This is a genomic window from Actinoplanes subglobosus (assembly GCF_042650585.1).
GTDB lineage: Bacteria > Actinomycetota > Actinomycetes > Mycobacteriales > Micromonosporaceae > Actinoplanes > Actinoplanes subglobosus.
In genome coordinates this window covers 1-21024 of sequence record NZ_JBHSBL010000020.1, presented here as the reverse complement: position 1 = coordinate 21024, position 21024 = coordinate 1, and the positions used below count along the sequence as shown (strand labels likewise).

16 protein-coding genes are annotated in these 21024 nt (G+C 71.9%); 1 reads left to right on the top strand and 15 read right to left on the bottom strand.

Features of this window, described 5'->3' with window-relative positions; all coding sequences use genetic code 11:
- Position 1: 1 nt before the first annotated feature.
- The 12 genes from scpA to ACFO0C_RS29205 all read right to left on the bottom strand — a co-directional run bounded on the left by scpA (position 2) and on the right by ACFO0C_RS29205 (position 13691).
- A complete protein-coding gene (gene scpA / locus ACFO0C_RS29260; protein WP_378069943.1) occupies positions 2–2002 on the bottom strand; it encodes a methylmalonyl-CoA mutase in 2001 nt (666 codons plus the stop codon).
- Positions 1999–3306: a methylmalonyl-CoA mutase subunit beta gene (locus tag ACFO0C_RS29255; RefSeq protein WP_378069942.1), complete on the bottom strand. Its 1308-nt coding sequence runs from the start codon at positions 3304–3306 to the stop codon at positions 1999–2001. Before ACFO0C_RS29255 ends, scpA begins: the two co-directional genes overlap by 4 nt.
- Complete coding sequence (mftD, locus tag ACFO0C_RS29250) at positions 3306–4478, bottom strand: pre-mycofactocin synthase MftD (protein ID WP_378069941.1); 1173 nt, start codon at positions 4476–4478, stop codon at positions 3306–3308. The genes ACFO0C_RS29255 and mftD overlap by 1 nt, the downstream gene beginning before the upstream one ends.
- Entirely contained in the window at positions 4475–5896 is a 1422-nt protein-coding gene (gene mftF / locus ACFO0C_RS29245; protein WP_378069940.1) for a mycofactocin biosynthesis glycosyltransferase MftF, read from the bottom strand. The genes mftD and mftF overlap by 4 nt, the downstream gene beginning before the upstream one ends.
- Positions 5897–6000: 104 nt before the next feature.
- Positions 6001–6810, bottom strand: a complete 810-nt coding sequence (locus tag ACFO0C_RS29240) for a mycofactocin-coupled SDR family oxidoreductase (protein ID WP_378069939.1) — start codon at positions 6808–6810, stop codon at positions 6001–6003.
- Positions 6807–7148 carry a VOC family protein gene (locus ACFO0C_RS29235; RefSeq protein WP_378069938.1) on the bottom strand — a complete coding sequence of 114 codons (342 nt, stop codon included), beginning with the start codon at positions 7146–7148 and terminating at the stop codon, positions 6807–6809. Before ACFO0C_RS29235 ends, ACFO0C_RS29240 begins: the two co-directional genes overlap by 4 nt.
- A gap of 30 nt (positions 7149–7178) precedes the next feature.
- Positions 7179–7406, bottom strand: coding sequence for a DUF5988 family protein (locus tag ACFO0C_RS29230; protein WP_378069937.1), 228 nt, complete (start codon positions 7404–7406; stop codon positions 7179–7181).
- 72 nt (positions 7407–7478) lie between these two features.
- On the bottom strand, positions 7479–8786 hold the full coding sequence (locus ACFO0C_RS29225; RefSeq protein WP_378069936.1) for a methylaspartate mutase: 1308 nt from the start codon (positions 8784–8786) through the stop codon (positions 7479–7481).
- On the bottom strand, positions 8783–9262 hold the full coding sequence (locus ACFO0C_RS29220; protein WP_378069935.1) for a cobalamin B12-binding domain-containing protein: 480 nt from the start codon (positions 9260–9262) through the stop codon (positions 8783–8785). The genes ACFO0C_RS29225 and ACFO0C_RS29220 overlap by 4 nt, the downstream gene beginning before the upstream one ends.
- 9 nt (positions 9263–9271) lie before the next feature.
- Positions 9272–10519 carry a type III PLP-dependent enzyme gene (locus tag ACFO0C_RS29215; protein ID WP_378069934.1) on the bottom strand — a complete coding sequence of 416 codons (1248 nt, stop codon included), beginning with the start codon at positions 10517–10519 and terminating at the stop codon, positions 9272–9274.
- Positions 10516–12060, bottom strand: coding sequence for an AMP-binding protein (locus tag ACFO0C_RS29210; RefSeq protein ID WP_378069933.1), 1545 nt, complete (start codon positions 12058–12060; stop codon positions 10516–10518). Before ACFO0C_RS29210 ends, ACFO0C_RS29215 begins: the two co-directional genes overlap by 4 nt.
- Positions 12061–12185: 125 nt before the next feature.
- The gene (locus tag ACFO0C_RS29205) at positions 12186–13691 is read right to left on the bottom strand and encodes an AMP-binding protein (RefSeq protein ID WP_378069932.1); all 1506 of its coding nucleotides are present in this window, start codon (positions 13689–13691) and stop codon (positions 12186–12188) included.
- A 117-nt stretch (positions 13692–13808) separates the two neighbouring features.
- Between ACFO0C_RS29205 and ACFO0C_RS29200 the strand changes: the two genes are divergently transcribed.
- On the top strand, positions 13809–14054 hold the full coding sequence (locus tag ACFO0C_RS29200) for a phosphopantetheine-binding protein (RefSeq protein ID WP_378069931.1): 246 nt from the start codon (positions 13809–13811) through the stop codon (positions 14052–14054).
- A 34-nt stretch (positions 14055–14088) separates the two neighbouring features.
- Here ACFO0C_RS29200 and ACFO0C_RS29195 read toward each other — a convergent pair whose 3' ends face one another.
- The 3 genes from ACFO0C_RS29195 to ACFO0C_RS29185 form a co-directional block, all read right to left on the bottom strand.
- On the bottom strand, positions 14089–15036 hold the full coding sequence (locus ACFO0C_RS29195; protein WP_378069930.1) for an ACP S-malonyltransferase: 948 nt from the start codon (positions 15034–15036) through the stop codon (positions 14089–14091).
- A gap of 14 nt (positions 15037–15050) precedes the next feature.
- A complete protein-coding gene (locus ACFO0C_RS29190) occupies positions 15051–15950 on the bottom strand; it encodes a proline iminopeptidase-family hydrolase (RefSeq protein WP_378069929.1) in 900 nt (299 codons plus the stop codon).
- A gap of 71 nt (positions 15951–16021) precedes the next feature.
- The coding region (locus ACFO0C_RS29185; RefSeq protein ID WP_378069928.1) for a type I polyketide synthase at positions 16022–21024 on the bottom strand (5003 nt) is incomplete at its 5' end.

Here is a 21024-nt window from a genome sequence, read left to right as displayed (position 1 = left end):
GTCAGGCCGGCGCGTCCGGCCGTACCGCGAGCAGGGAAAGAACCTCGAGGGCCGCCTCCGCGAGTGGCGTGCCGGGCCGGAAGACCGCCTGCGCCCCCGCGGCCCGCAAGGCCGCATGGTCCTGCTCCGGGATGACGCCACCGGCCACCAGCAGGATGTCGGGCCGGCCCAGCCGGTCCAGCTCGGCGCGCAGCGCCGGGATCAGCGTCAGATGTCCGGCGGCCAGCGAGTTCACGCCCACGATGTGCACGTCGGCCTCGATCGCCTGGCGGGCCACCTCGTCCGGGGTCTGGAACAACGGGCCGACGTCGACGTCGAAACCGAGGTCGGCGAACGCGGTGGCGACGACCTTCTGGCCGCGGTCGTGGCCGTCCTGGCCCATCTTGGCGACCAGGATCCGCGCCCGGCGGCCCTCGGCCTCGAGGAACTCGTCGGCGGCCCGGCGCGCCCGGCCGACCGCGCCGGCCGCACCGGCCTCCTGGTCGTAGACGCCGGTGACGACCCGCACCTGCCCGGTGTGGCGGCCGAAGACCCGCTCCAGCGCGTCGGACATCTCACCCACGGTGGCACCGGCGGCGGCCGCCCGCACCGACAGTTCGAGCAGATCGGCATCACCGGCGGCACCCTCGGTGAGCGCCCGCAACGCCGCCTCGCAGGCCGCACCGTCGCGTTCGGCACGCAGCCGGCGCAACTTCGCGCACTGCTCGGCCCGGACCGCGGTGTTGTCCACGGTGCGGATCTCCAAGGGCTCCTCGGTCTCCGGCCGGTTGCGGTTGACGCCGATCACCGGCTGCCGGCCGGTGTCGATCCGGGCCTGGGTACGGGCAGCCGCCTCCTCGATCCGGGCCTTGGGCAGACCGGCGTCGATGGCACGGGCCATGCCACCGGCCGCCTCGATCTCGTCGAGGTGCTCGCGGGCCCGCCGGGCGAGGTCGGCGGTGAGCCGTTCGACGTGGTGGGAGCCGCCCCACGGGTCGGCCACCCGGGTGGTGCCGGACTCGTGCTGGAGCACGAGCTGGGTGTTACGGGCGATCCGCGCCGAGAACGGGGTGGGCAGGGCCAGCGCCTCGTCCAGGGCGTTGGTGTGCAGCGACTGGGTGTGGCCCTGGGTGGCGGCCATCGCCTCCACGCAGGTACGGATCACGTTGTTGAACGGGTCCTGCGCGGTCAGCGACCAGCCCGAGGTCTGGCAGTGCATGCGCAGCATCAGCGACCGGTCGTCGCGCGGCTGGAACTCGCGGACCAGCGACGTCCACAGCAGCCGGGCCGCCCGCAGCTTGGCGACCTCGGTGAAGAAGTCGGCGCCGACCGCCCAGAAGAACGACATCCGGGGGGCGAACGCGTCGACGTCCAGGCCGGCGGCGACACCGGCCCGCAGGTACTCCACGCCGTTGGCCAGGGTGTACGCCAGTTCCAGGTCGGCGGTCGCCCCGGCCTCGTGCATGTGGTAGCCGGAGACCGAGATCGAGTTGAACCTCGGCATGTGCCGCGCGGTCCAGCCGAGGATGTCGGAGACGATCCGCATCGACGGCCCGGGCGGGTAGATGTAGGTGTTGCGGACCATGAACTCCTTGAGGACGTCGTTCTGGATGGTCCCGGTCAGCTGTTCCGGTGCGACACCCTGCTCCCGGGCCGCCACCACGAACAACGCCATGATCGGCAGGACGGCGCCGTTCATGGTCATCGACACGCTCATCCGGTCCAGCGGGATGCCGTCGAACAGCTGCCGCATGTCGAGGATCGAGTCGATCGCCACCCCGGCCATCCCGACGTCACCGGCGACCCGCGGGTGGTCGCTGTCGTAGCCGCGGTGGGTGGGCAGGTCGAACGCGACCGACAGGCCCCTCTGCCCGGCCGCGAGGTTACGCCGGTAGAAGGCGTTCGACTCGGCCGCGGTGGAGAACCCGGCGTACTGGCGGATGGTCCACGGCTGGGTGGCGTACATCGTCGGATAGGGGCCCCGGACGAACGGCGGCAGCCCGGGATAGCCGATCTCGGTCACTCGAATTCCTCCGCGTAGCGGTGCCCGGACGGCACGCCGTCCGGTGTGGCCGGTCGATCAGGGATCTCGTCCGGATCGGGAAAGGCGGTGACCCCGACGATGGTGGTACGGCCATTCGCGATGTCGTCACGACGCCGGTCACGGGTCGCGGCCAGCCGTTTCTCGATCAGCCCGGACTCCAGGGCAGCCGCCGCGCCGCCACCGTTTTCGATCTCGGTGAACCAGTCCCACGCCGCGCCTGCCAGCCCGTCGGTGAGACTCTCGACGAACCACGAGCCACCGGCCGGGTCCGCCACCGCACCCAGCCGGGACTCGTCGAGCAGGATCGCGCCGGTGTTGCGGGCCACCCGGCGGCCCAGCTCACTGGGCGACTCCAGCACGTCGTCGTAGGGCCGGACAGTCACCGCGTCCGCGCCGCCGACACCCGCACCGAAGCAGGCCAGCGTGGCGCGCAGCATGTTGTTCCAGGGGTCCCGGACGGTCATCATCGCGCCCGACGTCACCGCGTGCTGCACCTGGACGGCAGCGCCCGGGGCCGCGCCGAAGAGCTCGGCCACCCGCGCCCACAACCGCCGGGCGGCCCGCAACTTGGCGATCGTCGCGAACTGGTCGGCGGTCGCGGCATACCGGTGCTCGATCTGCTGGAACGCCTCCCCCGCGGTGAGCCCGGCACCGGTCATCCGCCGCAGGTACTCGACGGCCACGGCCAGCCCGCAGCCCAGTTCCTCGGCGTCGCTGCCACCCGCGTCGTGGTGGACGGTGGCGTCGACGGTGAAGGCCCGCAGCCCGGGGAAGGATCGCGCGCAGCGCACGGCCAGGGCGGTGGCGTCCTCGCCAGGCACGCGACGGGTGATCGGGTCGGCGCCGAGGCCGCCTTCGAGTGGTCCGGGCAGGCCGGCGGCGTACCGCAGAAGGGTCTCCGCCGCCGCGGCCAGGTCGTCGCCGGCGTCCAGCACGATCGTGTGCGCGGCCGGGTCGATCTCGGCGAGCACGCCGGTCAGACCGGCGCCACCCGCGACCCACAGCGAGGTCACGCCGGCGTCCAGGTCCCGGCGGGCTTCGCCCGGATCGGCGATGCGGTGGTGCTGCCGGATCCGCCAGCCGCCGGCTTCGCGGGCTCCGCTGCGGGGGTACGGATGACCGGCGTCCTCCTCGGTGTAGAGGGGCCGGATCTCCACACCGTCGTAGGTGGTCGTGGTGAGCAGTCGCTCCACATCGGCCGGGTCGACGCTGCTCCCGCTGGTACGGCTCAGCGCCCGCGCCGCCAGGGAACGCCAGCGCTCCCGGTCCGTGGTCGTGTCCACTACCGGCCGAGCGATCGTTCGAAACCGGCCGGCACCAGGACGTCGTCGCGGCACAGGTCACGCACCGAGTCACGGCCCAGGGCGAGCAGCGCCGAGTCGATGCCGTTGCGCAGCACGTCCAGCACGTTCTCCACACCGGCCTGCCCGTTGGCGGCCAGCCCCCACAGATAGGCCCGCCCGGCCAGCACCGCACGGGCGCCCAGGGCGAGCGCCTTGACCACGTCACCGCCGCGGCGGATGCCGCCGTCGAGCAGCACCTCCACCTGGTCGCCGACAGCCTCGGCGACGGCCGGCAGGGTCCGGATCGCGGCCGGTGTCCCGTCCAGGTTGTTACCGCCGTGGTTGGAGACCGAGATGGCCGTGACACCGCAGGCCACCGCCCGGCGCGCGTCGTCGACCCGGGTCACACCCTTCAGCAGGAACGGCCCGTCCCACTGCTCCCGCAGCCAGCGGATGTCCTCCCAGCTCGGCGGCGCGGTCTGCATCCATTCGCCGTAGGCGGCGAAGAAACCGGGTGCCTCGGCACCGCGCGGCACCATGTTGGGCACCGTGAGGTCGGGCAGCCGGCGACTGCGCGCGTAGGAGAGGAGCCAGCGCGGCCGGACGGCGACCTCCGGGGCGAACCGCACCGCCTCCCGCAGGTCGATCCGCTGCGGGATGTAGGGGCTGCCCCAGTCCCGGGAGTGCGAGAACGACCAGTCGAGGGTGACGATCAGCCCGGCGGCCCCGGCGGTACGCGCCCGGTCCATCCGGGCCAGCATCTGGTCGCGGCTGCCGCACCAGTAGACCTGGAAGAACGTCATCGGGTTGGCCGCGACGACCTCCTCGATCGGTTTGCTGCCGAACGAGCTGAGCCCGATCGCGGTGCCCCGCGCGGCGGCGGCACGGGCCACCGCGACCTCACCGTCCGGGTGCACGGCCTGCACCCCGGTCGGCGAGATCAGCACCGGCAGGGCCAGCGACCGCCCGAGGACGGTGGTGGTCAGGTCGCGTTTGCCGCTCAGGCCGGCGGTGTGCGGGGCGAAGCCGATCTCGTCGAAGGCGTCGACGTTGTCGCGCAGGGTGATCCCCCGCTCGGAGCCGGCCAGGATGGCCTTGTACACCGAGGCGGGCAGGCGTCTCCGGGCCCGGCGCTGGGCTTCGGCGACGCTCTCGAACCAGGCGTTGCTCATCTCGTCGGCCTCTCGTCTCGCAGGGGATGCCGGTTGATCACCGGCCGCAGTGGTTCGGTGGTGCGCTCCCGCAGGCAGCCCGCCCAGACACCGGCGCCGTAGGCGATGTCGTCGGCGATGCTGTCCGCGACGAACCGGACCGGGCCGGTCGACGAGCGCCGGGGCAGCCAGGCGGTGAGAGCCGGCCCGAGCAGCAGCGACGCCGCGGCGAGCCGTCTGCCCCAGCGGCGGGCCGGTGTCCGGCCGCCGGGCGCCACCAGCACGGCGGCGAGCAGCGGTGACGCGAACCGGGTGGCGTACCGGCCGGTGCCCAGCCAGGTCTGGCGGACGGCTTCGGCCATGGCGGGCACGGTCCCGGCCTCGGGCACGCCGGCCTTTCGCAGGGTCCGCAGCATCGCGAACACGGAGGCGGTGAACGCGGCTCCGGCCAGCGTGGGGCGGCGGGCCAGCAGTCCGGCGACGGTCAGGGCGGGCCACGGATGCAGCTCCAGCGGCGACATCGCGCCGGGATGGCGTACGGCCAGCGGCGCCACCGACGTGCCGTAGTGGAAGCGCCGTGCCAGCAGCGCGGCCCGGGTGGCCGGCTCCTCGTGGGCCACGCGCACCGACGGGTCGTACCGCACCAGCCAGCCGGCCCGGTGCAGCCGCCAGACCAGGTCGACGTCCTCGCCGGGCCGCAGCGCCACCTCGAAGACGTCGCCGTCGCGTTCCATCTGACGTAGCGCCGACGTGCGGGCCAGCAGCGCCGCGGTCGGCACGTAGGGAACCGGGGTCCGGGCGACGACACGGGCCGGCCGGTCACCCATGTCGAGCGCGCACGGCCCGTCCCCGGCGGCGACCACCCGCGGCGCGGCCACCGCGACCAGCGGGTCGGCGAAGTGTGCCGCCAGCTGCTCCAACCAGCCGTGCACCGGCCGGCAGTCGCTGTCGACCAGGGCCACGAGCTCGGTGGTGACATGCCGCAGGCCGGTGTTGCGGGCGGCGGCCGGTCCCCCGTTGATGTCCCGCCGGACGAGGGTGGCGCCGTGCCGGGCGGCCACCCCGGCGACCACCCGCGGGTCGGTGGTGGCGTCGTCGACGACGATCACCGGGTGCCGGTCACCGAGTCCGGTGAGGCAGCGGTCGAGCATCTCCGGTCGCCCGCGCACCGGCACGACCACGGTGATCGCCGGGGTCGTGGCCGGTTCGGGCGGCAGGGGGTGGGCGAGTCCCTCGTCGGTCATCCGGCGGGCCAGGATCCCCTCGGCACGCGACGTGACCGTTCCGCTCTCCAGGCGCTGCCAGAGGGCCTGCCCGGCAGCGGTCAGGCGCAGTATCCGGGCCGGCGATCCACCGAACCACAGGTCGCCGGTGAGGCGCAGCGTCGCCGGATCGAGGTCGACCCGGAAGCCCACCGGCAGCGGCGGCCGCGCGGTCACAGCACCGGCCCGCCGTCCACCAGGACGCGCGGCGACAGCACCGGCCCGCCGTCCACCAGCACGCGCGGCGACAGCACCGGCCCGCCGTCCACCAGCACGCGCGGTCACAGCGCCAGCCCGCCGTCCACCGGGACGACCGCGCCGGTCATGCCGCTGCTGTGCGGCCCGGCGAGGAAGGCCAGCACCGCCGCGATCTCCCCGGCCCGCAGGAGCCTGCCGATCGGCTGTTGCGCGGCGAAGTCACCGGCGCCGCCCAGGTCGTAGAGGCGGGCGCTCTCGTCGAGGATCGGGGTGGCCGTCGAACCGGGGCTGACCGCGTTGGCGGTCACACCGTGGGCGGCGAGTTCGACGGCGAGGGCACGGATCAGGCCGGCAACGCCCGCCTTGGCCGCGCAGTACGCCGCGAGCAGGGGCAGTCCCCGGGTGGCGGCAGCCGAGGCGACGGCCAGGAACCGGCCGTGGCGTGGCGGCTCCCGCCGCAGCAGGGCGGGCACCGCCGCCCGGGCCAGAGTCAGGACGCCGCCGAGGTTGACGTCGAGCACCGCCCGTTCCTGGTCGATCGGCACCTCCCACTGCGGCACCCCACCGGCGATCACCCCGGCCGCGGCGACGGCGGCGTCCAGTCCACCCCAGTGCTGTTCGGCCTCGGCGACCGCGGCCAGGACCGTGTCGTGGTCGCGGACGTCACCGATGAAGGCCCTGACCCGTCCCGGACGACCGGCCCGGCGGCCTGCCTCCGCGACCACCCCGGTCAGTTCGGCGGCGCTGCCGAGGGGGTACGGCAACGCCGGATCGCCGGCGGCGAGGTCCATCGCCAGCACCGCCCAGCCCTGCTCGGCGAGCGTCAGCACGGTCGCGGCACCGATGCCACGGGCCGCGCCGGTCACCACCGCACACCGGGGTTCCGGGCTCAACCGGCACGCACCATGTGCCAGCGGTGGCCGAACCGGTCGCCGACCGTGGCGGCGTCACCGGTCCGCTCGACCGTCGCGCCGGCCTCGGCGAACCGCAGCAGCACCTGGTCCATGTCGGCCCCGGTGAGGACGAGCTCGCTGGGACCGGCGGCCGGGACGACCGGGTGCGGTCGCCACCACGGGGTGCCGACACTCAGCAGGTAGTCGCCGACCCGGATGTCGACGTGCAGGACGCGACCGTCGAAGAGGGACTCACGACTCGACTCGACGCCCCCGAACACCGCGGTGTAGAAGAGCACCGCCGCGTCCGCGTCGTCGACCTCAACGTGCCGCCGCATGGATTCGCCGTTGACGGTCACCGCCGACGCCTATTCCGCGATGCGGGTCCGGGTGACCCAGTCGAAAATGACGAAACCGTCGTCCGGATTCTGCACGGAACGGCGCTGGAAATGCTCGTACCCACCCCAATGTTCGACCTTTATCCGGTCGTCGCTCTCCGGCGCGGCGCATCGCCGCAGCTCAGCGGGGAGACTGTCCGGCCCGCCCGCCAATAGTGCGGACATTGCCTTGGTCACCGTTCCCGGTAGAACGTTCATGATCAGCACCTCCGTCGATGTGTGAAGTACCGTGCCGAAACCGTATCCGCGGGATTTCGCGGGCTGAACCCCTCAACGCACCCCTATGGACGCCGGGGGAACCGCCGCACCGCCGCGGCTCAGCCACCCCTGCTCGTCGAAGCCGCGGCGCAGGTACATCAGGTCCCGGAGCAGGCCGCTGGACGTGACCGGCTGGGCACGGCCGGTGCTCACCACGCCGTGCAGCGGCAGCGACCCCAGCGACGCCCAGCGCAGCCGGCCCTCGGCGTCCAGATAGCTGCGGCTGCGGCCCCGGTTGTCCGGATGCAGGCAGTACGGGATGTCCAGGTAGCCCCGCCGGAACGCCGCGATCAGCGCCTGCCCGATGTCCTCGTGCAGGTCGAGCACGGCATGCACCAGAGCGGCCGCCTCCGCATAGGTCTGTGAGTCGGCCGGCTCGTCCGCGACGACCGCCGGGCTCTGCCGCGCGGTGGTGTAGGCGTGCTCCAGCGCCTCCACGTTCTCCGCGATGGTCGGGATGCGCATCGACTCGGCGACCGTCTTGACGATGAGCCGTTCCGAGCCGGTCGCCGCGGCCAGTTCGGCGGCCTCCCCCAGCAGGCGCAGCGCCCCGCGCGGGGTGGTCGGGTAGACGCCCATGTACGCGTAGATGACGATGTGCCAGTCGGGTGTGGGCAGCAGCTCGCGGCAGAGCCGGCGCAGCGCCGTCACGGCCTCGCGGTCCTGCTCGGCGTTGGTCTGCTGGGCGTAGCTGACCGACACGCTGCGGATGCCGTGCTGGTGGAAGAAGATCGCCTCCAGCACGCTGATCGCCACCAGCTGGCTGGGCGGGCAGAGCTGGCCCAGCATGCAGCCGCCGAACGTCTCCAGGTGCGGTTCGATCCCGGAGTCGCGCAGCTGGGCGTAGAGCTCACAGCTGCGCGCCCAGTTGCGGACCGAGTCGGCGAGCGGCGTCCGGCCGTAGGGCAGGCAGTACGAGACCGGCCCGCCCTCGGTCGCGTTGAGGCGTAGCCGTACCAGGGTGGAGAAGATCCGCAGTGGGGTGGCCGATCCGTGCCGGACCTGGACCGGGAACTCCGGATCCCACACACCGTCGAGCACCCGGCGGGTGGTCTCCGCCGGATGCTCGACGATCGGGTATCCGTTGAGGGGTATCCCGTCGCGCAGCGCGTCGGCCGCGGCCTGATGCTCACCGACCCGGGTGTAGCTGTCGAGTGTCAGGGTGCCGACGGTGACGGCCCGGGCCGCCCGGGTGGCGATCAGTCCCTCCCGCATCCGGTCCGGGTCGCTGAAACCCATCCGCGGCTGCACCACGAGCCGGCCGCGGGCACCCGCGGCCCGGACGAAGGCACCGAAGTCCACCGGCGCCGGCGCTGTCATGCGGTGACCATGTCCGGCACCGGTGGGCGGGCGGGGAGTGTGGTGAGCAGCGCCCGGAAGGTCTCGATGCCCCGCTGGTCATCGCTGAAGACGGCGTCGAAACCGGCGTCGACGAGAGCGCCGGAGTCGCCGCCGGCCCCGTCGACGCCGAGCTTGCCGCCGATCACCATCGGGACCGCGGACAGTTCCGGGCAGGCCCGCAGTTCCGGGATGACACGCATCCCGTCCTGGAAGCCGTGGCCGTTGACGCTGCTGAGCACGACCAGGTCGGCGCCGCTGCGGCGGACCTCGTCGACCAGGACGTCGTCGGGCACGCACGGGCCGAGGTTGCGGACCCGGTAACCCAGCTCCTCGATGAGCAGCTGGAGGAAGACCAGGTTCCAGGTGTGCGCGTCGGAGGCCATGGTGCTGACCACGACGGTGCCGCGGTGCACGGCGAGGTCCGTGGTGGCGGGGTCGTTCAGGATGCTGCGCATGTCGGCGGCCTACTCCGGCCGGACGGGACCCGTGTCCCGGCCGGCCTCGAACGTGCGGGTATGGGTGAGTCGCGAGACGGACACCACCTCGTCGCCACGGACGACGACCTCGGCCGGGCAGGGCCGCCCGAGGAACATCAGCAGGCTGGAGGTGACACCGTAGGCGCCGGCGTTGGGGATGCCGATGACGTCGCCGGGTTCGAGTGCGGGCAGTTCGATCTCCCGGCCGAGCACGTCGCCGGGCGTGCACAGCGGCCCCACCAGCGACGCCCTCTGCGCGGTCCGGTCGGTGTCGAGCTCGACCGCGACCGGCAGCAGCCGACCCAGTCCGGACATCCCGCCGAAGGTGTTGATCCCGGCGTCGGCGATGACGAACCGGCGGCCGCGGCTGGTCTTGACGTTGGTGACGGTGGTGATCAGCCGGCCGCTGTCGCCGACCAGGTAACGGCCGGACTCGCAGGCGAGGGTGAGTTCGCCGGTGCGCCAGGCCGGCAGATGCAGGTCGAGGGCGGCCTCCAGCTCGGCACGCAGTTTCGGGTAGTGGCCACGGGCGCCGGGTACGGCGTACGGCACCGAGAACCCGCCACCGATGTCGAGGTAGCGCAGCGTCAGTCCGGTCTCCGCCTGCAGCCGGGCGGCCAGCGCGATGGTGTGCTGGAACTCGCCGATCAGGCTGGCCTCGTCGCGGGCGTTGCTGAGCGGGAAGAAGTGGAAGCCGGCGATGTCGACACCGGGTACGGCACGCAACTCCGGCATGAGGCCGGCGAGGGTCTCGCTGTCGATGCCGAACTGGGAGGGTGTACCGGTCATCCGGATGCTGGTGGTGGCGCTCGCCGAGGCGCTGTTGATCCGCAGCAGGCAGCGGGCGACGACCGACTGGGCCGCGGCGGCCTCGCCGATGTGGACGAGGTCGGACAGTGACTCGGCGGAGAAGGTGCGGACCCCGGCGCTGATCGCGATCTCCAGCTCACCGGGCGTCTTGCCGGGGCCGGTGTAGAGACAGTCGGCACCGGTGAACCCCGCGGTCAGGGCCGCTTCCAGTTCACCGGTGGAGCTGATCTCGGCCCGGCAGCCGCGGCCGAGGCTGTTGTGGAGCGTACGCAGAAGGTCGGGGTGGGGGTTGGCCTTGACGGCGTAGTAGAGCTCGAAGGCGTCCGGCAGCGCGCCGAGGAGCGCGTCCCGGGCGGCCGCCACCCGGTCCAGGTCGTAGAGGTAGAGCGGGGTTCCGTAGCGCTGCGCGTGATCGGCGTCGTTCACCGGGACTCCTCCTCGAGCATGCGGGTGAGGGTCTGCCGTGCGTTCTTGCCGTGCGCGGTGAGCGGGAACTCCGCCAGGACCCGGCAGACCGAGGGCACCTTGGCCGGTTCCAGCCGCCGGGAGATCTCGCGCAGCACGCCGTGCGGCGCGACGTCACCGGAGACGAAGAGCACCAGGTCGTGGCCGTCGCCGGGCGGTACGGCGCAGGCCGCGGTGACACCGGGGACGTCCATGGCGGCGGCCTCGATCTCCAGCGTGCTCATCCGGATGCCCTTGCGTTTGAACATGTCGTCGCGCCGGCCGTCGAAGTACAGGTAGCCATCGGCGTCGAGGCTGCCGTAGTCGCCGGTGTGCAGCCGCCGTGCTCCGGTCACCGGGTCGGGCCGGAAGGTCTTCGCCGACACCTCCGGCGCGTTCCAGTAGGCGGGCATGACGTGCGGCCCGGCCACGACGATCTCGCCGACCTGGCCGGCGGGCAGCGTCTCGCCGTCCGGGCCGAGGATCAGCACCTCGGTTCCGGGCAGCGGCAGTCCCACCGACTGCGGCCGTTCGCGGTCCTGCTCCGGCGGCATGATCGAGATGCGCTTGCACTCGGTCTGGCCGAACTGCCGCACCACGCGGACGCCGGGGAACGCGGCCCGCAGTGCGTCGATGGTGCTCTGCGGCAGTGCCGCGCCGGTGTTGGTGAACATCCGGACCGGCGGTGGCGGCTCCTGGTCGCGGGCGGCCAGGGTGGCGATCATGGTCGCCAGCGACGGGACGATCGGCACCACGGTGGCGCCGGTCTCGCGCATCCGGCGCAGCAGCACCAGGTCCGACTCCTCGCCCGCGAGCACCAGCTCGGACCGGCCCAGGCAGGCCAGCAGCACCTTGTAGAGCCCGTAGTCCCAGGAGAGGGGGAACCGGCAGAAGACCACATCGTCCGGCCGGTAGCCGAGCACCTGCTGGATCGAGCGGGAGGCGAAGGTGGCCTGCCCGTGCGGGCAGACCACCGCCTTCGGGGCGGCCGTGCTGCCGGAGGTGTAGACCAGCACGGCGACGTCGTCGGGGCGGATGTAGCCGGTCCCGGCGGGGTCCGGTCCGGCGCGCGGCGTCTCGACCTCGGACCAGACGTCCGAGGAGGCGAGCACCGGCACCGAGGCCAGCTCCTTGATGCCGGCGACCGCCTCGTCGGCGGCCACGATCAGCACCGGCTCGGCGTTCTCCAGGACACCGCGCAGGTGGTACGGCTTCATCGCCGGATTGAGCGGGACGAAGATGGCGCCGGTCTGCACCGTGCCGTAGAACATCGCCACCAGTTCACGCCGGCTCGGCAGCTGCGCCACGACACGGTCGCCGCGCCGGACTCCCTGCCGGCGCAGCCAGCCGGCGAAGGCCTGTGCGGCCTCCGCCAGTTCGCGGTAACTCCACACGCCGTCCGCGTCGCGGATCGCCGGCGCGTCCGGGGACTCGTGGACCGCCCCGGCCAGCAGTTCCGGCACCGTGCCCGCGACGGGCGGGCTGTCGAGAAGGGTCGTCGATGCTTTCGCACGGTGTTCCAACGCCGCACTCCATCCGTAGAAATAGCTGCGTGGGCCGCGGTCACGCTAACGGCGCAGAACGCCACTCCCGCACCCCTAAGTCACCCCTAACCACCATTCTCGAAGCTATTTCCCCTGATTGATTGCTACCTGCGGGCGGCGATATCGGCGAGGGCCCGGCGGTCCACTTTGCGGTTGGCGTTCAGGGGGAATTCAGAGACGTTAACGAATGCTTTCGGGATCATGCCGTGCGGCAGGAAATCACGGAGGCGGCGGGCCAGTTCGCTCGCGGCGACCGGCTCACCGGTATAGAAGGACACGAGTTCGGTGCTGCCGTCGACCGGCACGGCGACGGTCACCGCGTCCTGGACACCGGTGCCCGACCGCAGCGCGTGATCGACCTCGGCGAGCTCCACCCGCCAGCCCTGGACCTGCACCTGGTTGTCGAGCCGGCCGAGATAGGTGAGCACGCCGCCGGGCAGGAGGCGCACCCGGTCGCCGGTGCGGTACCAGCGGGCACCGTCCCGGTCCAGGAAGCGTCCCCGGTCGTCGGCCGGATCCAGGTATCCGGTGGTGAGCTGCGGCCCGGTGATGCACAGCTCCCCCTCCACGTCGTCGGGGACGTCGCCGTCGCCCAGCAGCAGGTGGTCGTGGCCGGGGTGCATGGCACCGATCGGCACCAACCCGTTGACGGCGATCTCCGGGGTCGACGGCGTCCAGCGGTAGCCGGTGATCGTGACGGTCAGCTCGGTCGGGCCGTACAGGTTCTCGACCGTCGACTTCTCCGCCGCGGCCAGCCAGTCCTCGGCGTCGTGGCAGTTCAGCGCCTCGCCGGCGAAGAAGCTCCAGCGCAGGCCGGGCATCGAGCCGGGGCCCAGCCCGCCCAGCCGTCGCACCAGGGCGATCGCGCTCGGGGTGGAGAACCACACCGTGACCCGCTTGTCCGTCAGGAAACGGGGCAGGTCCCGGTACTCGTGCGGCGGGATCGTCTGCACCGTGGCGCCGGCCCCCCAGGCGCAGAACAGGTCGAACATCGCGCAGTCGAAGTTGAGGTCGAACGTCTGGGAGAACACGTCGGCGGGTGTGAAGTCGTACCGCTGGTCGAGGAGCCCGAAGTAGTGGCCGATGCTGGCGTGGCTGATCGGCACGCCCTTGGGGTTGCCGGTCGACCCGGAGGTGAACAGGATGTAGGCGGCGTCCGCCGGGCAGACCGGGCGAGGCGCACCGAGCCCGGGTCCGGCCGGGGGCCGTGCCGGGTCGAGGACCGGCAGGGGTTCGCCGCCGTCGAAGATCCCCGGCAGCCGCTCACGGCCGATGTCGTCCACGACCAGGGCGGACACCCCGGCCAGGGTCAGCATCCGGCGCAGCCGGGCCACCGGGAAGTCCGGGTTGAGGGGTACCACTGTCGCGCCGGAGTAGAGGGCCGCCAGCAGTCCGAGGTAGGCCGGTGCGGTCTTGCCGGCCAGCACCCCGACGACGGCGGGCGCGCCCGGGCGGCCCTGCGGCAGCGCGGCGGCCCAGCGGAGAGCGGTCTCGTGCATCTCCCGGTAGGTGATCGTGGTGTCCGCCGTACGCAGAGCATCGCCGTCGGGTGAGGCGGTGCGGCCTCGCCCGAATCGCTCCGCCGCGACGTTCGTCCCTGTCTCGTTCATGACTCTCCTGATCGGTGCCGCCGCAATAGGGGTGGTGAAGGGGTGCCGGCGTCGCGCGCGTCCGTGCGAGCGTCGACGGCATCGGTGAATGGATGCCGCGACCGAAGGACGAAACTCATGTGGGACACCGGGTTCGAAGAGGAACTGCGCCGATTCCTGCCATTCCTTCCGCCGGAGGAGGAACTGGCGCCGGATTCGGCACTGCGTGATCTGGGATTGGACTCGCTGGCGACGGTGGAACTGCTCGCCGCTCTGGAGAGCCGCTACGACGTGCGTTTCGTCGACGACGCCCTGAACCCGGCGAACTTCACCACGCCGGGGGTGTTGTGGCGCACCGTCGACGGGATCAGGGTGACCGTCTGAGCGTTCCGCCCGATCGATCAGCCCCGCCGCCGGATCAGACGTTCACGGTCCGGCGGCGGGGCTGCATCGCGGTCCGGACGTCGACGCGGTGCAGCTCGAAGTTGCGGGTGGTGACCCCGACCCGGCCGAACAGGCTGTCCTGGCCGCAGACGTACATCGTGCCCACTCCGAGGCGCTGCAGCGAGGCCACCACCTCCGGCCACCGGACCGGCTGGACGACACCGTCGAGCAGCATCCGCCGTACCCCCTCGCCGGTGGTCCGTACCGTGCCGTCCTGGTCGGCGACCACCGGCAGCCTCGGGTCGGCGAACGTCAGGCCACCGAGCAACTCGGACTCGATCCGGTCGCGCAGCGCACCGAAGACACTCGCGTGCAGTGGCGGGTGCATGGTGAACAGCGGCAGCCCGCCGACCGCGCGCAGACGGTTCTCCAGCCACTCCGACCGTCCCCGGTGCAGCGACATCATCTGGAAGCCCTCGTCGAGCACGCAGGCGACCTCGTGCCACTCGCCGGCCTCGTCGAGTTCGGCGAGGATCTCCCGCAACCGGTCCTCCGGCGTACGGATGAACGAGTGCGTGACCACGTCCCGGTGCTCGACCGCGAAGTACTCGTCCAGCGCGCGGGCCATCCCCGCGGTCAGGCGGACCGCGTCGGCGAACGACAGCGCCCCCGAGTAGGCCATCGCCGCCTTGCCGCCGAAACTGGGGCCGGCACACACGCCCGCGGTCATGCCGAGGTTCGCCTCGGCCCAGCGGGCCAGCGCCACACTGTTGACCATGAACGCCACCTGGGCGTATTCGGAGTAGTTGCCGCTCGCCTCCCGGTACCGCTCGACCAGCGGGTAGCCGAGGACCTCGTCGGCCTCCGCCACCAGTTCCCGCGCGTACGGGTTGACGAGCATGAACCGGCCGACGTCGGCGAAACTGGTCGGCCCCATGCCGGGGAACACCACGGCGGTCGTCGCCTGAAGACTGTTGTCCACGATTTCTCCCGTGCTCAGGAAAGGCTGCTCAGGTAACCGGCGAGGACGTCCCGGAAGAAGCCCGGCTCCTCGAGGTGGGGCAGGTGACTGGACTCCTCGAAGATCACCCAGCGGGCGTCCGGGATGAGGTCCTGGAAGGGCTGCACGGTGACCGGGGTGGCCTCGTCGTGACGCCCGGAGAGGATCAGGGTGGGCACGTCGATGTCGGCCAGATAGGGGATCACCGACCAGTCCCGCAGCGAGCCGATGACGTGGAACTCGTTCGGCCCGTTCATCGTGTAGTACACCGTCGGGTCGTTGTAGATCTCCATGAACGACGCCATGAAGTCCCGCGGCCACGGCGTCAACCGGCACACGTGCTTGTTGTAGAAGACCTGCATGGCCTGGAAGTACTCGTCGTCGTCGGTGGTGCCGGCCGCCTCGTGCCGCAGCAGGACGTCGTTGACACCGTCGGGCAGCTCGTCACGCAGCACCTTCATCTCCTGGAGCCACAGCTCGTAGGAGGCCGGCGAGTTGGCGATGACGAGCCCGCGCAGCCCGTCGGGCCGGGCGGCGGCATGCCGGGCCGCGAGCATGCCGCCCCACGACTGCCCGAGCAGCACATAGTTGTCGTCGACGCCGATGCCGCGCAGCAGGTTGTCCAGCTCGGCGAGGAACAGGTCGACGGTCCAGAAGTCGGCACCGCGGCCGGGCAGGTGGGTGGAGCCGCCGTTGCCGAGCTGGTCGTAGTGCACGACCGCCCAGCCCTGCCCGGCGAGATCGGCGATGTTCAGCAGATAGTCGTGGGTGCTGCCGGGACCACCGTGCAGCACCACCAGGGTGGGCCGGTCGTCGCGGATCTCGCCGCTGATCCGGTACCAGGTGCGGTGTTCGCCGAACGGCACGGTTCCTTTGGCACTGGGCGCCACGGGCATTGTCGGACTCCACTCGGGTCGGCTCGTCGGTCTGCACCGAACGTAGGAGAGCCGACCGCCGCGCGAACCCCCTAGCGCACCCCTGCTTCCGTGACCCCTCCCAGGTCAGCGAGCCATTCGGCGACCACCTCGGCGGTCGCCCCGGCTGCCTCCTCGACGATGGTGAAGTGGTTGGCGGGCACGGTCCGCAGCCGGTGCCCGCCGGACCACGGCCGGGCCTGCCAGCCACTAGTCCCGTCCTCGAAGAACGGTTGCTCGGCACCGACGAAGAGCACCGGCACGTTCACCGGCTCCAGCGCGAACATCGGCAGCAGCTCGAAGTAGCGGCTCATCGCCGACAGCCCGGCGCTGTCGAACAGCCCGAACTCGGCGTCCCGCCGCACCAGCGCCACCGACATCTCCTCAAAAACGGTCGCCCGCCCGTCGTCGGCCCGCACCCGGTAGGTGTCGACGAGCACCAGGCCCTCCGGCCGCGCCCGCCCGTCATGCTCCAGCCGCTCGGCCACCGCATGCGCCAGCACCCCACCCGACGAGTAGCCGAGCAGCACGAACGGCTCCCCCTCGGCCGTGGCCAGCACGGCGTCGGCCAGCACCCCGGTCACCGCCGCCACCGACTCGGGCAGCGCGTCACCCGCCGCGAACCCGGGTGTCGGCAGGGTCAGAACCGGACGGACACCACGGAACGGCGCCGCGAGCCGCGCATGCTGATGCACACCACCGGTCGCCATCGGGGTACTGAGACAGATCAGCCGCACCGGATCCGGCCCGTCCGCGAGACGGACGGCAGCCGGCAACGCCGGCAGGTCGGCACGGTCTCCGAAACGCGGACGCAGGTCGGCGACGGCCTTCAGAAGAGCGATTCCCTGCGTGGTACGGCCACCGAGCACCGCCTCGCGGAAGAGGCCGGTGAGCTGATCCCGGTCTCGCGCCCGAGCACCGGCCGCGGGCTGTTCCCCCAGTTGCGCCAGCAGATACCGGGCGAGTCCGGCCGGGCTCTTGCTGTCGAAAACGATCATCGGGGGCAGTGGCAGGCCGGTCGCCGCCCGGAGACTCTCGCGCAACTGGACGGCGGAGAGCGAGTCGAACCCGGACTCCAGGAAGTCCCGCTCCGGGTGGACATCGTCGGCACCGGCATGCCCGAGGACCGCGGCGGCGCTGGTCAGCACCGCCTCCAGCAGCAGCCGCTCACGCTCGGTCTCGTCCCGACCGGCGAGTCGCTGCCGCAGGTCACCGGGCCGGGCCGTGGGGACGCCGGCACGCCGGGGACGGGCCGGGACCAGGGTGCGCAGGATGTCCGGGACGGTGCCGGCGGCCCGCAGCGCGGCCGTGTCGAGGCGGACCGGGGCGAGCACGGGCTCTTCCCCGTCGAGGGCACGCGCCAGGTCGAACAGGGCGAGCGCCTCGTCGACCGGCATCGCGGTCACCCCGCCACGACTCATCCGCTGCACATCAGCATCACTGAGCGTCCCGGCCATCCCATCAGCCCACAGACCCCACGCCAACGACTGCCCCGGCAACCCCTGATCACGACGCCATTGCGCAAACGCGTCCAGATAGGAGTTCGCCGCCGCATACGACCCCTGCCCCGGGTTGCCGAACACCCCCGCCGCCGACGAGAACACCACGAACGCCGCCAGATCACCAGCCGCCTCATGCAGGTTCCACACCGCATCCACCTTCGGACGCAACACCCGATCCACCCGATCCGGCGTCAGCGATGACAACACCCCGTCGTCGAGAACACCCGCAAGATGCACCACCGCCGACGGCCGCACCGCCTCCACCAGCGCAAACGTCGCCTCCCGATCAGCGACATCACACGCCACCGCCCGCACCCGGGCATCCAACCCGTCCGGCAGAGACCCACGACGAGAAACAAGCACCACATCTCGTACCTCGTGCGCCGCCACCAGATGCCTCGCGACCGCCACACCCAGCGCGCCCGTACCACCAGTGATCAGAACCGGACCGTCGCCCCAGCCCGGGGGCTCGACCGCAGGCTCGACGCCGGCCCGCACCAGGCGCGGCACCAGGACCTCGCCGTCACGCACCCGGACCTGTGCCTCATCGGCCTCCAGTGCGGCCGCTGCCAGGGACGACACGTCGACATCCGCGTCGGCGTCGATCAGCACGAAGCGGCCGGGGTTCTCCGACTGGGCGGATCGCACCAGGCCGGACACGGCGGCGCCGGCCAGATCCGCGGAAGTCACCACCGCCAGGGTCCGCTGGTCGGCGTCGGTCCTGGTCAGGAACTCCTGCAGTGCGACCAGCGCCTCGTGCACGGCGGTGCGGGTGGCGGCCGGGTCGTCGCCTCCGCGGCTGTGCCAGACCTCGATCCCGTGGTCGCCCGTCGCGTCGCCGTCCGCCGCGTCGCCGTCCGCCGCGTCGCCGTCCGCCGCGTTGCCCTCCGCCGCGTCGCCGTCCGCCGCGTCGCCGTCCGCCGCGTTGCCGGACAGGTTCGACGGCACCCAGTCCAGGCGGAACAGCGGGGCCGGTCCCGCCGCCGTGGCCGGTTCGCGCAGGGTCAGGCCGGCCACCGTGGCGACCGGGGTGCCCGTGTCGTCGGCGATCCGGATGGTCACGTCGCTGCCCGAACCGGTCGGCGCCAGGTGCACCCGGACGGCGTCCACGCCCGCGCGGTGCACGGTGACTCCCGACCAGGCGAACGGGACGAGCGCCCGTTCACCGGCGTCCGCCCGGACCGACAGGGCGTGCAGTGTCGCGTCCAGTAGTGCCGGGTGCAGCCCGAACCCGAACCCTGTGCCGGTGCCGGTGGCACCCTGAGTGCCGGTCACGCCCTGCGGTAGCGACACCTCGGCGTACACGTCGTCGCCAGCTCGCCAGGCCGCGGTCAGGCCCTGGAAGGCAGGCCCGTACTCCAGGCCGGCGTCCGCCAGGGCGTCGTAGACACCGGTGACGTCGACCTGCTCGGCGCCGGGTGGCGGCCATTCCCTCAGTCCCGCGATTCCCCCGGCGTCCCGGATCCGGTCCTCCCCGGCGTCCGGGATCCGGGCCTCCCCGGCGTCCCGGATCCGGGCCTCCCCGGCGTCCTCGATCCACTCGCGGCCGATGCCGGCGAAGAGGAATCCCTCGGCGTGCCGGGTCCACTCGTCGCCGTCCCGCGAGTGCACCGTCACCGGCCGGCGGCCATCGTCGTCAGCCGCACCCACCACGACCTGCACCTGAGCCGGCAGCACCAGCGGCGCCTGGAGCATCAACTCCTCGACCGTCGCGCAACCGACCTCGTCACCGGCCCGGATCACCATCTCCAGCAGGCCGGTACCGGGCACGAGGACCGTGTCGTTGACCCGGTGATCGGCCAGCCACGGCTGAGCCTGCACCGACAACCGGCCCGTCGCGACGACCCCGTCGCCGTCCGGCAGCACCACGATCGCCCCGAGCAGCGGATGGCCGGAATCCCCGACGACCGGGGCCGGCTCCAGCCAGTAGCTCTCGCGCTGGAAGGCGTAGGTCGGAAGGTCGACCCGGCGCGCACCAGAGAAGAAGCTGCTCCAGTCGACCGGCACACCCCGCACGAATGCCTGACCCACTCCGCTCAACAGTTCGGTGACCTCATCGCGGTCACGGCGCTGGAGTGCGATCGCTCCGTCGGCCATCGGCGTCAACGCCGCATCCGACCCGATCTCCAACAGGATGCCGGCGTCCATCGCGGCCACGGCGTCAGCGAAAAGCACTGTCCCGCGGGTGTGCCTCAGCCAGTAGTCGACGGTCGCCAGGTCGTCCGGAGTCGCCGCCTTACCCGTCACCGTCGAGACGACCGGAATCTGCGCCGGACTGAAGACCACCGTCGAAAGTTCCTGCTCGAAAGCAGCCAGCATCGGATCCATCAACGACGAATGGAACGCATGCGACACCCGCAGCCGAGTATTACGGCGACCCAACGCCTCAACCACCCGGTCGACGTCCTCAGCACTGCCGGAGATCACCACCGAATCCGGACCGTTCACCGCAGCGATCGCAATACCGAACGGCTCGACCTCAGCCAGGGTCGCCTGCACCGCCGCCATCGCACCACCAGCAGGCAACGCCGCCATCAACCTTCCGCGCGCCACCACCAGACGCACCGCATCAGGCAACGAGATCATCCCCGCCACATAGGCGACGGCGAACTCGCCAACCGAATGACCAGCCAAAACTTCCGGCTTAACACCCCACGACTTCAGTAGCGCGACCAAAGCGACCTGGAAAGCAAAAATGCCGACCTGCGCGTTGTCCGTCGAATCCAAAGTCGCACGGTCCGCACCCCACCAGATGCCCTTCGGATCACCCGGGACCAGATCGGCGACCTCGTCAAACGCGGCAGCGAACACCGGGAACGCCTCGTAGAGACCACGACCCATACCCAGGCGCTGCACACCCTGACCAGAGAACAGCCAGCCCAGCCGACCGGTGGACCGACTCGAGTCCGGGGCATCGTCGCCATCGACGACGGCCTGCAGCAGGCCGGCGAAGTCCTCGCCGACCACGACTGCGCGGTGCTCCCAGAGGGCGCGGCCGGTGACCAGCGAGTACCCCACATCGTCGGCCCGGCTCTTCCCAACATATGCAGACAGTCTGCGAGCCTGGTCGCGCAGAGCCTCAGCCGATCGCGCCGACAGCACCCACGGCACAACCGCAGACCCCGCCTCCCCAACCGGCGCCTCCCCCGCCTGCGCCTCCCCAACCGAGGCCTCCCCAACCGGGGCCTCCACAACCGGGGCCTGTTCGAGGATGACGTGCGCGTTCGTCCCGCTGATCCCGAACGACGAGACACCCGCCCGGCGCGGATGATCCGTAACCGGCCACTCCCGCGATTCGGTCAACAGCCGGACATCGCCGGAAGCCCAATCGACATGTGGTGACGGAGCATCCACGTGCAGCGTCTTCGGCAGGACGCCGTGGCGCATGGCCATGACCATCTTGATGATCCCGCCGACACCCGCCGCCGCCTGAGCGTGACCGATGTTCGACTTCAGAGAGCCGAGCCACAGCGGCTGACCCGAGCGGCCCTGGCCGTAGGTCGCCAGCAACGCCTGCGCCTCGATCGGGTCACCGAGCGTCGTACCCGTGCCAT

What these genes read in the sequence shown, in the direction of transcription:
- ACFO0C_RS29220 (WP_378069935.1), bottom strand. Translation starts at nt 9,262, where the DNA reads ATGCGCAGCATCCTGAACGACCCCGCCACCACGGACCTCGCCGTGCAC.
- mftD (WP_378069941.1), bottom strand. Translation starts at nt 4,478, where the DNA reads ATGAGCAACGCCTGGTTCGAGAGCGTCGCCGAAGCCCAGCGCCGGGCC.
- ACFO0C_RS29200 (WP_378069931.1), top strand. Translation starts at nt 13,809, where the DNA reads ATGTGGGACACCGGGTTCGAAGAGGAACTGCGCCGATTCCTGCCATTC.
- ACFO0C_RS29225 (WP_378069936.1), bottom strand. Translation starts at nt 8,786, where the DNA reads ATGACAGCGCCGGCGCCGGTGGACTTCGGTGCCTTCGTCCGGGCCGCG.
- ACFO0C_RS29235 (WP_378069938.1), bottom strand. Translation starts at nt 7,148, where the DNA reads ATGCGGCGGCACGTTGAGGTCGACGACGCGGACGCGGCGGTGCTCTTC.
- ACFO0C_RS29190 (WP_378069929.1), bottom strand. Translation starts at nt 15,950, where the DNA reads ATGCCCGTGGCGCCCAGTGCCAAAGGAACCGTGCCGTTCGGCGAACAC.
- ACFO0C_RS29205 (WP_378069932.1), bottom strand. Translation starts at nt 13,691, where the DNA reads ATGAACGAGACAGGGACGAACGTCGCGGCGGAGCGATTCGGGCGAGGC.
- ACFO0C_RS29230 (WP_378069937.1), bottom strand. Translation starts at nt 7,406, where the DNA reads ATGAACGTTCTACCGGGAACGGTGACCAAGGCAATGTCCGCACTATTG.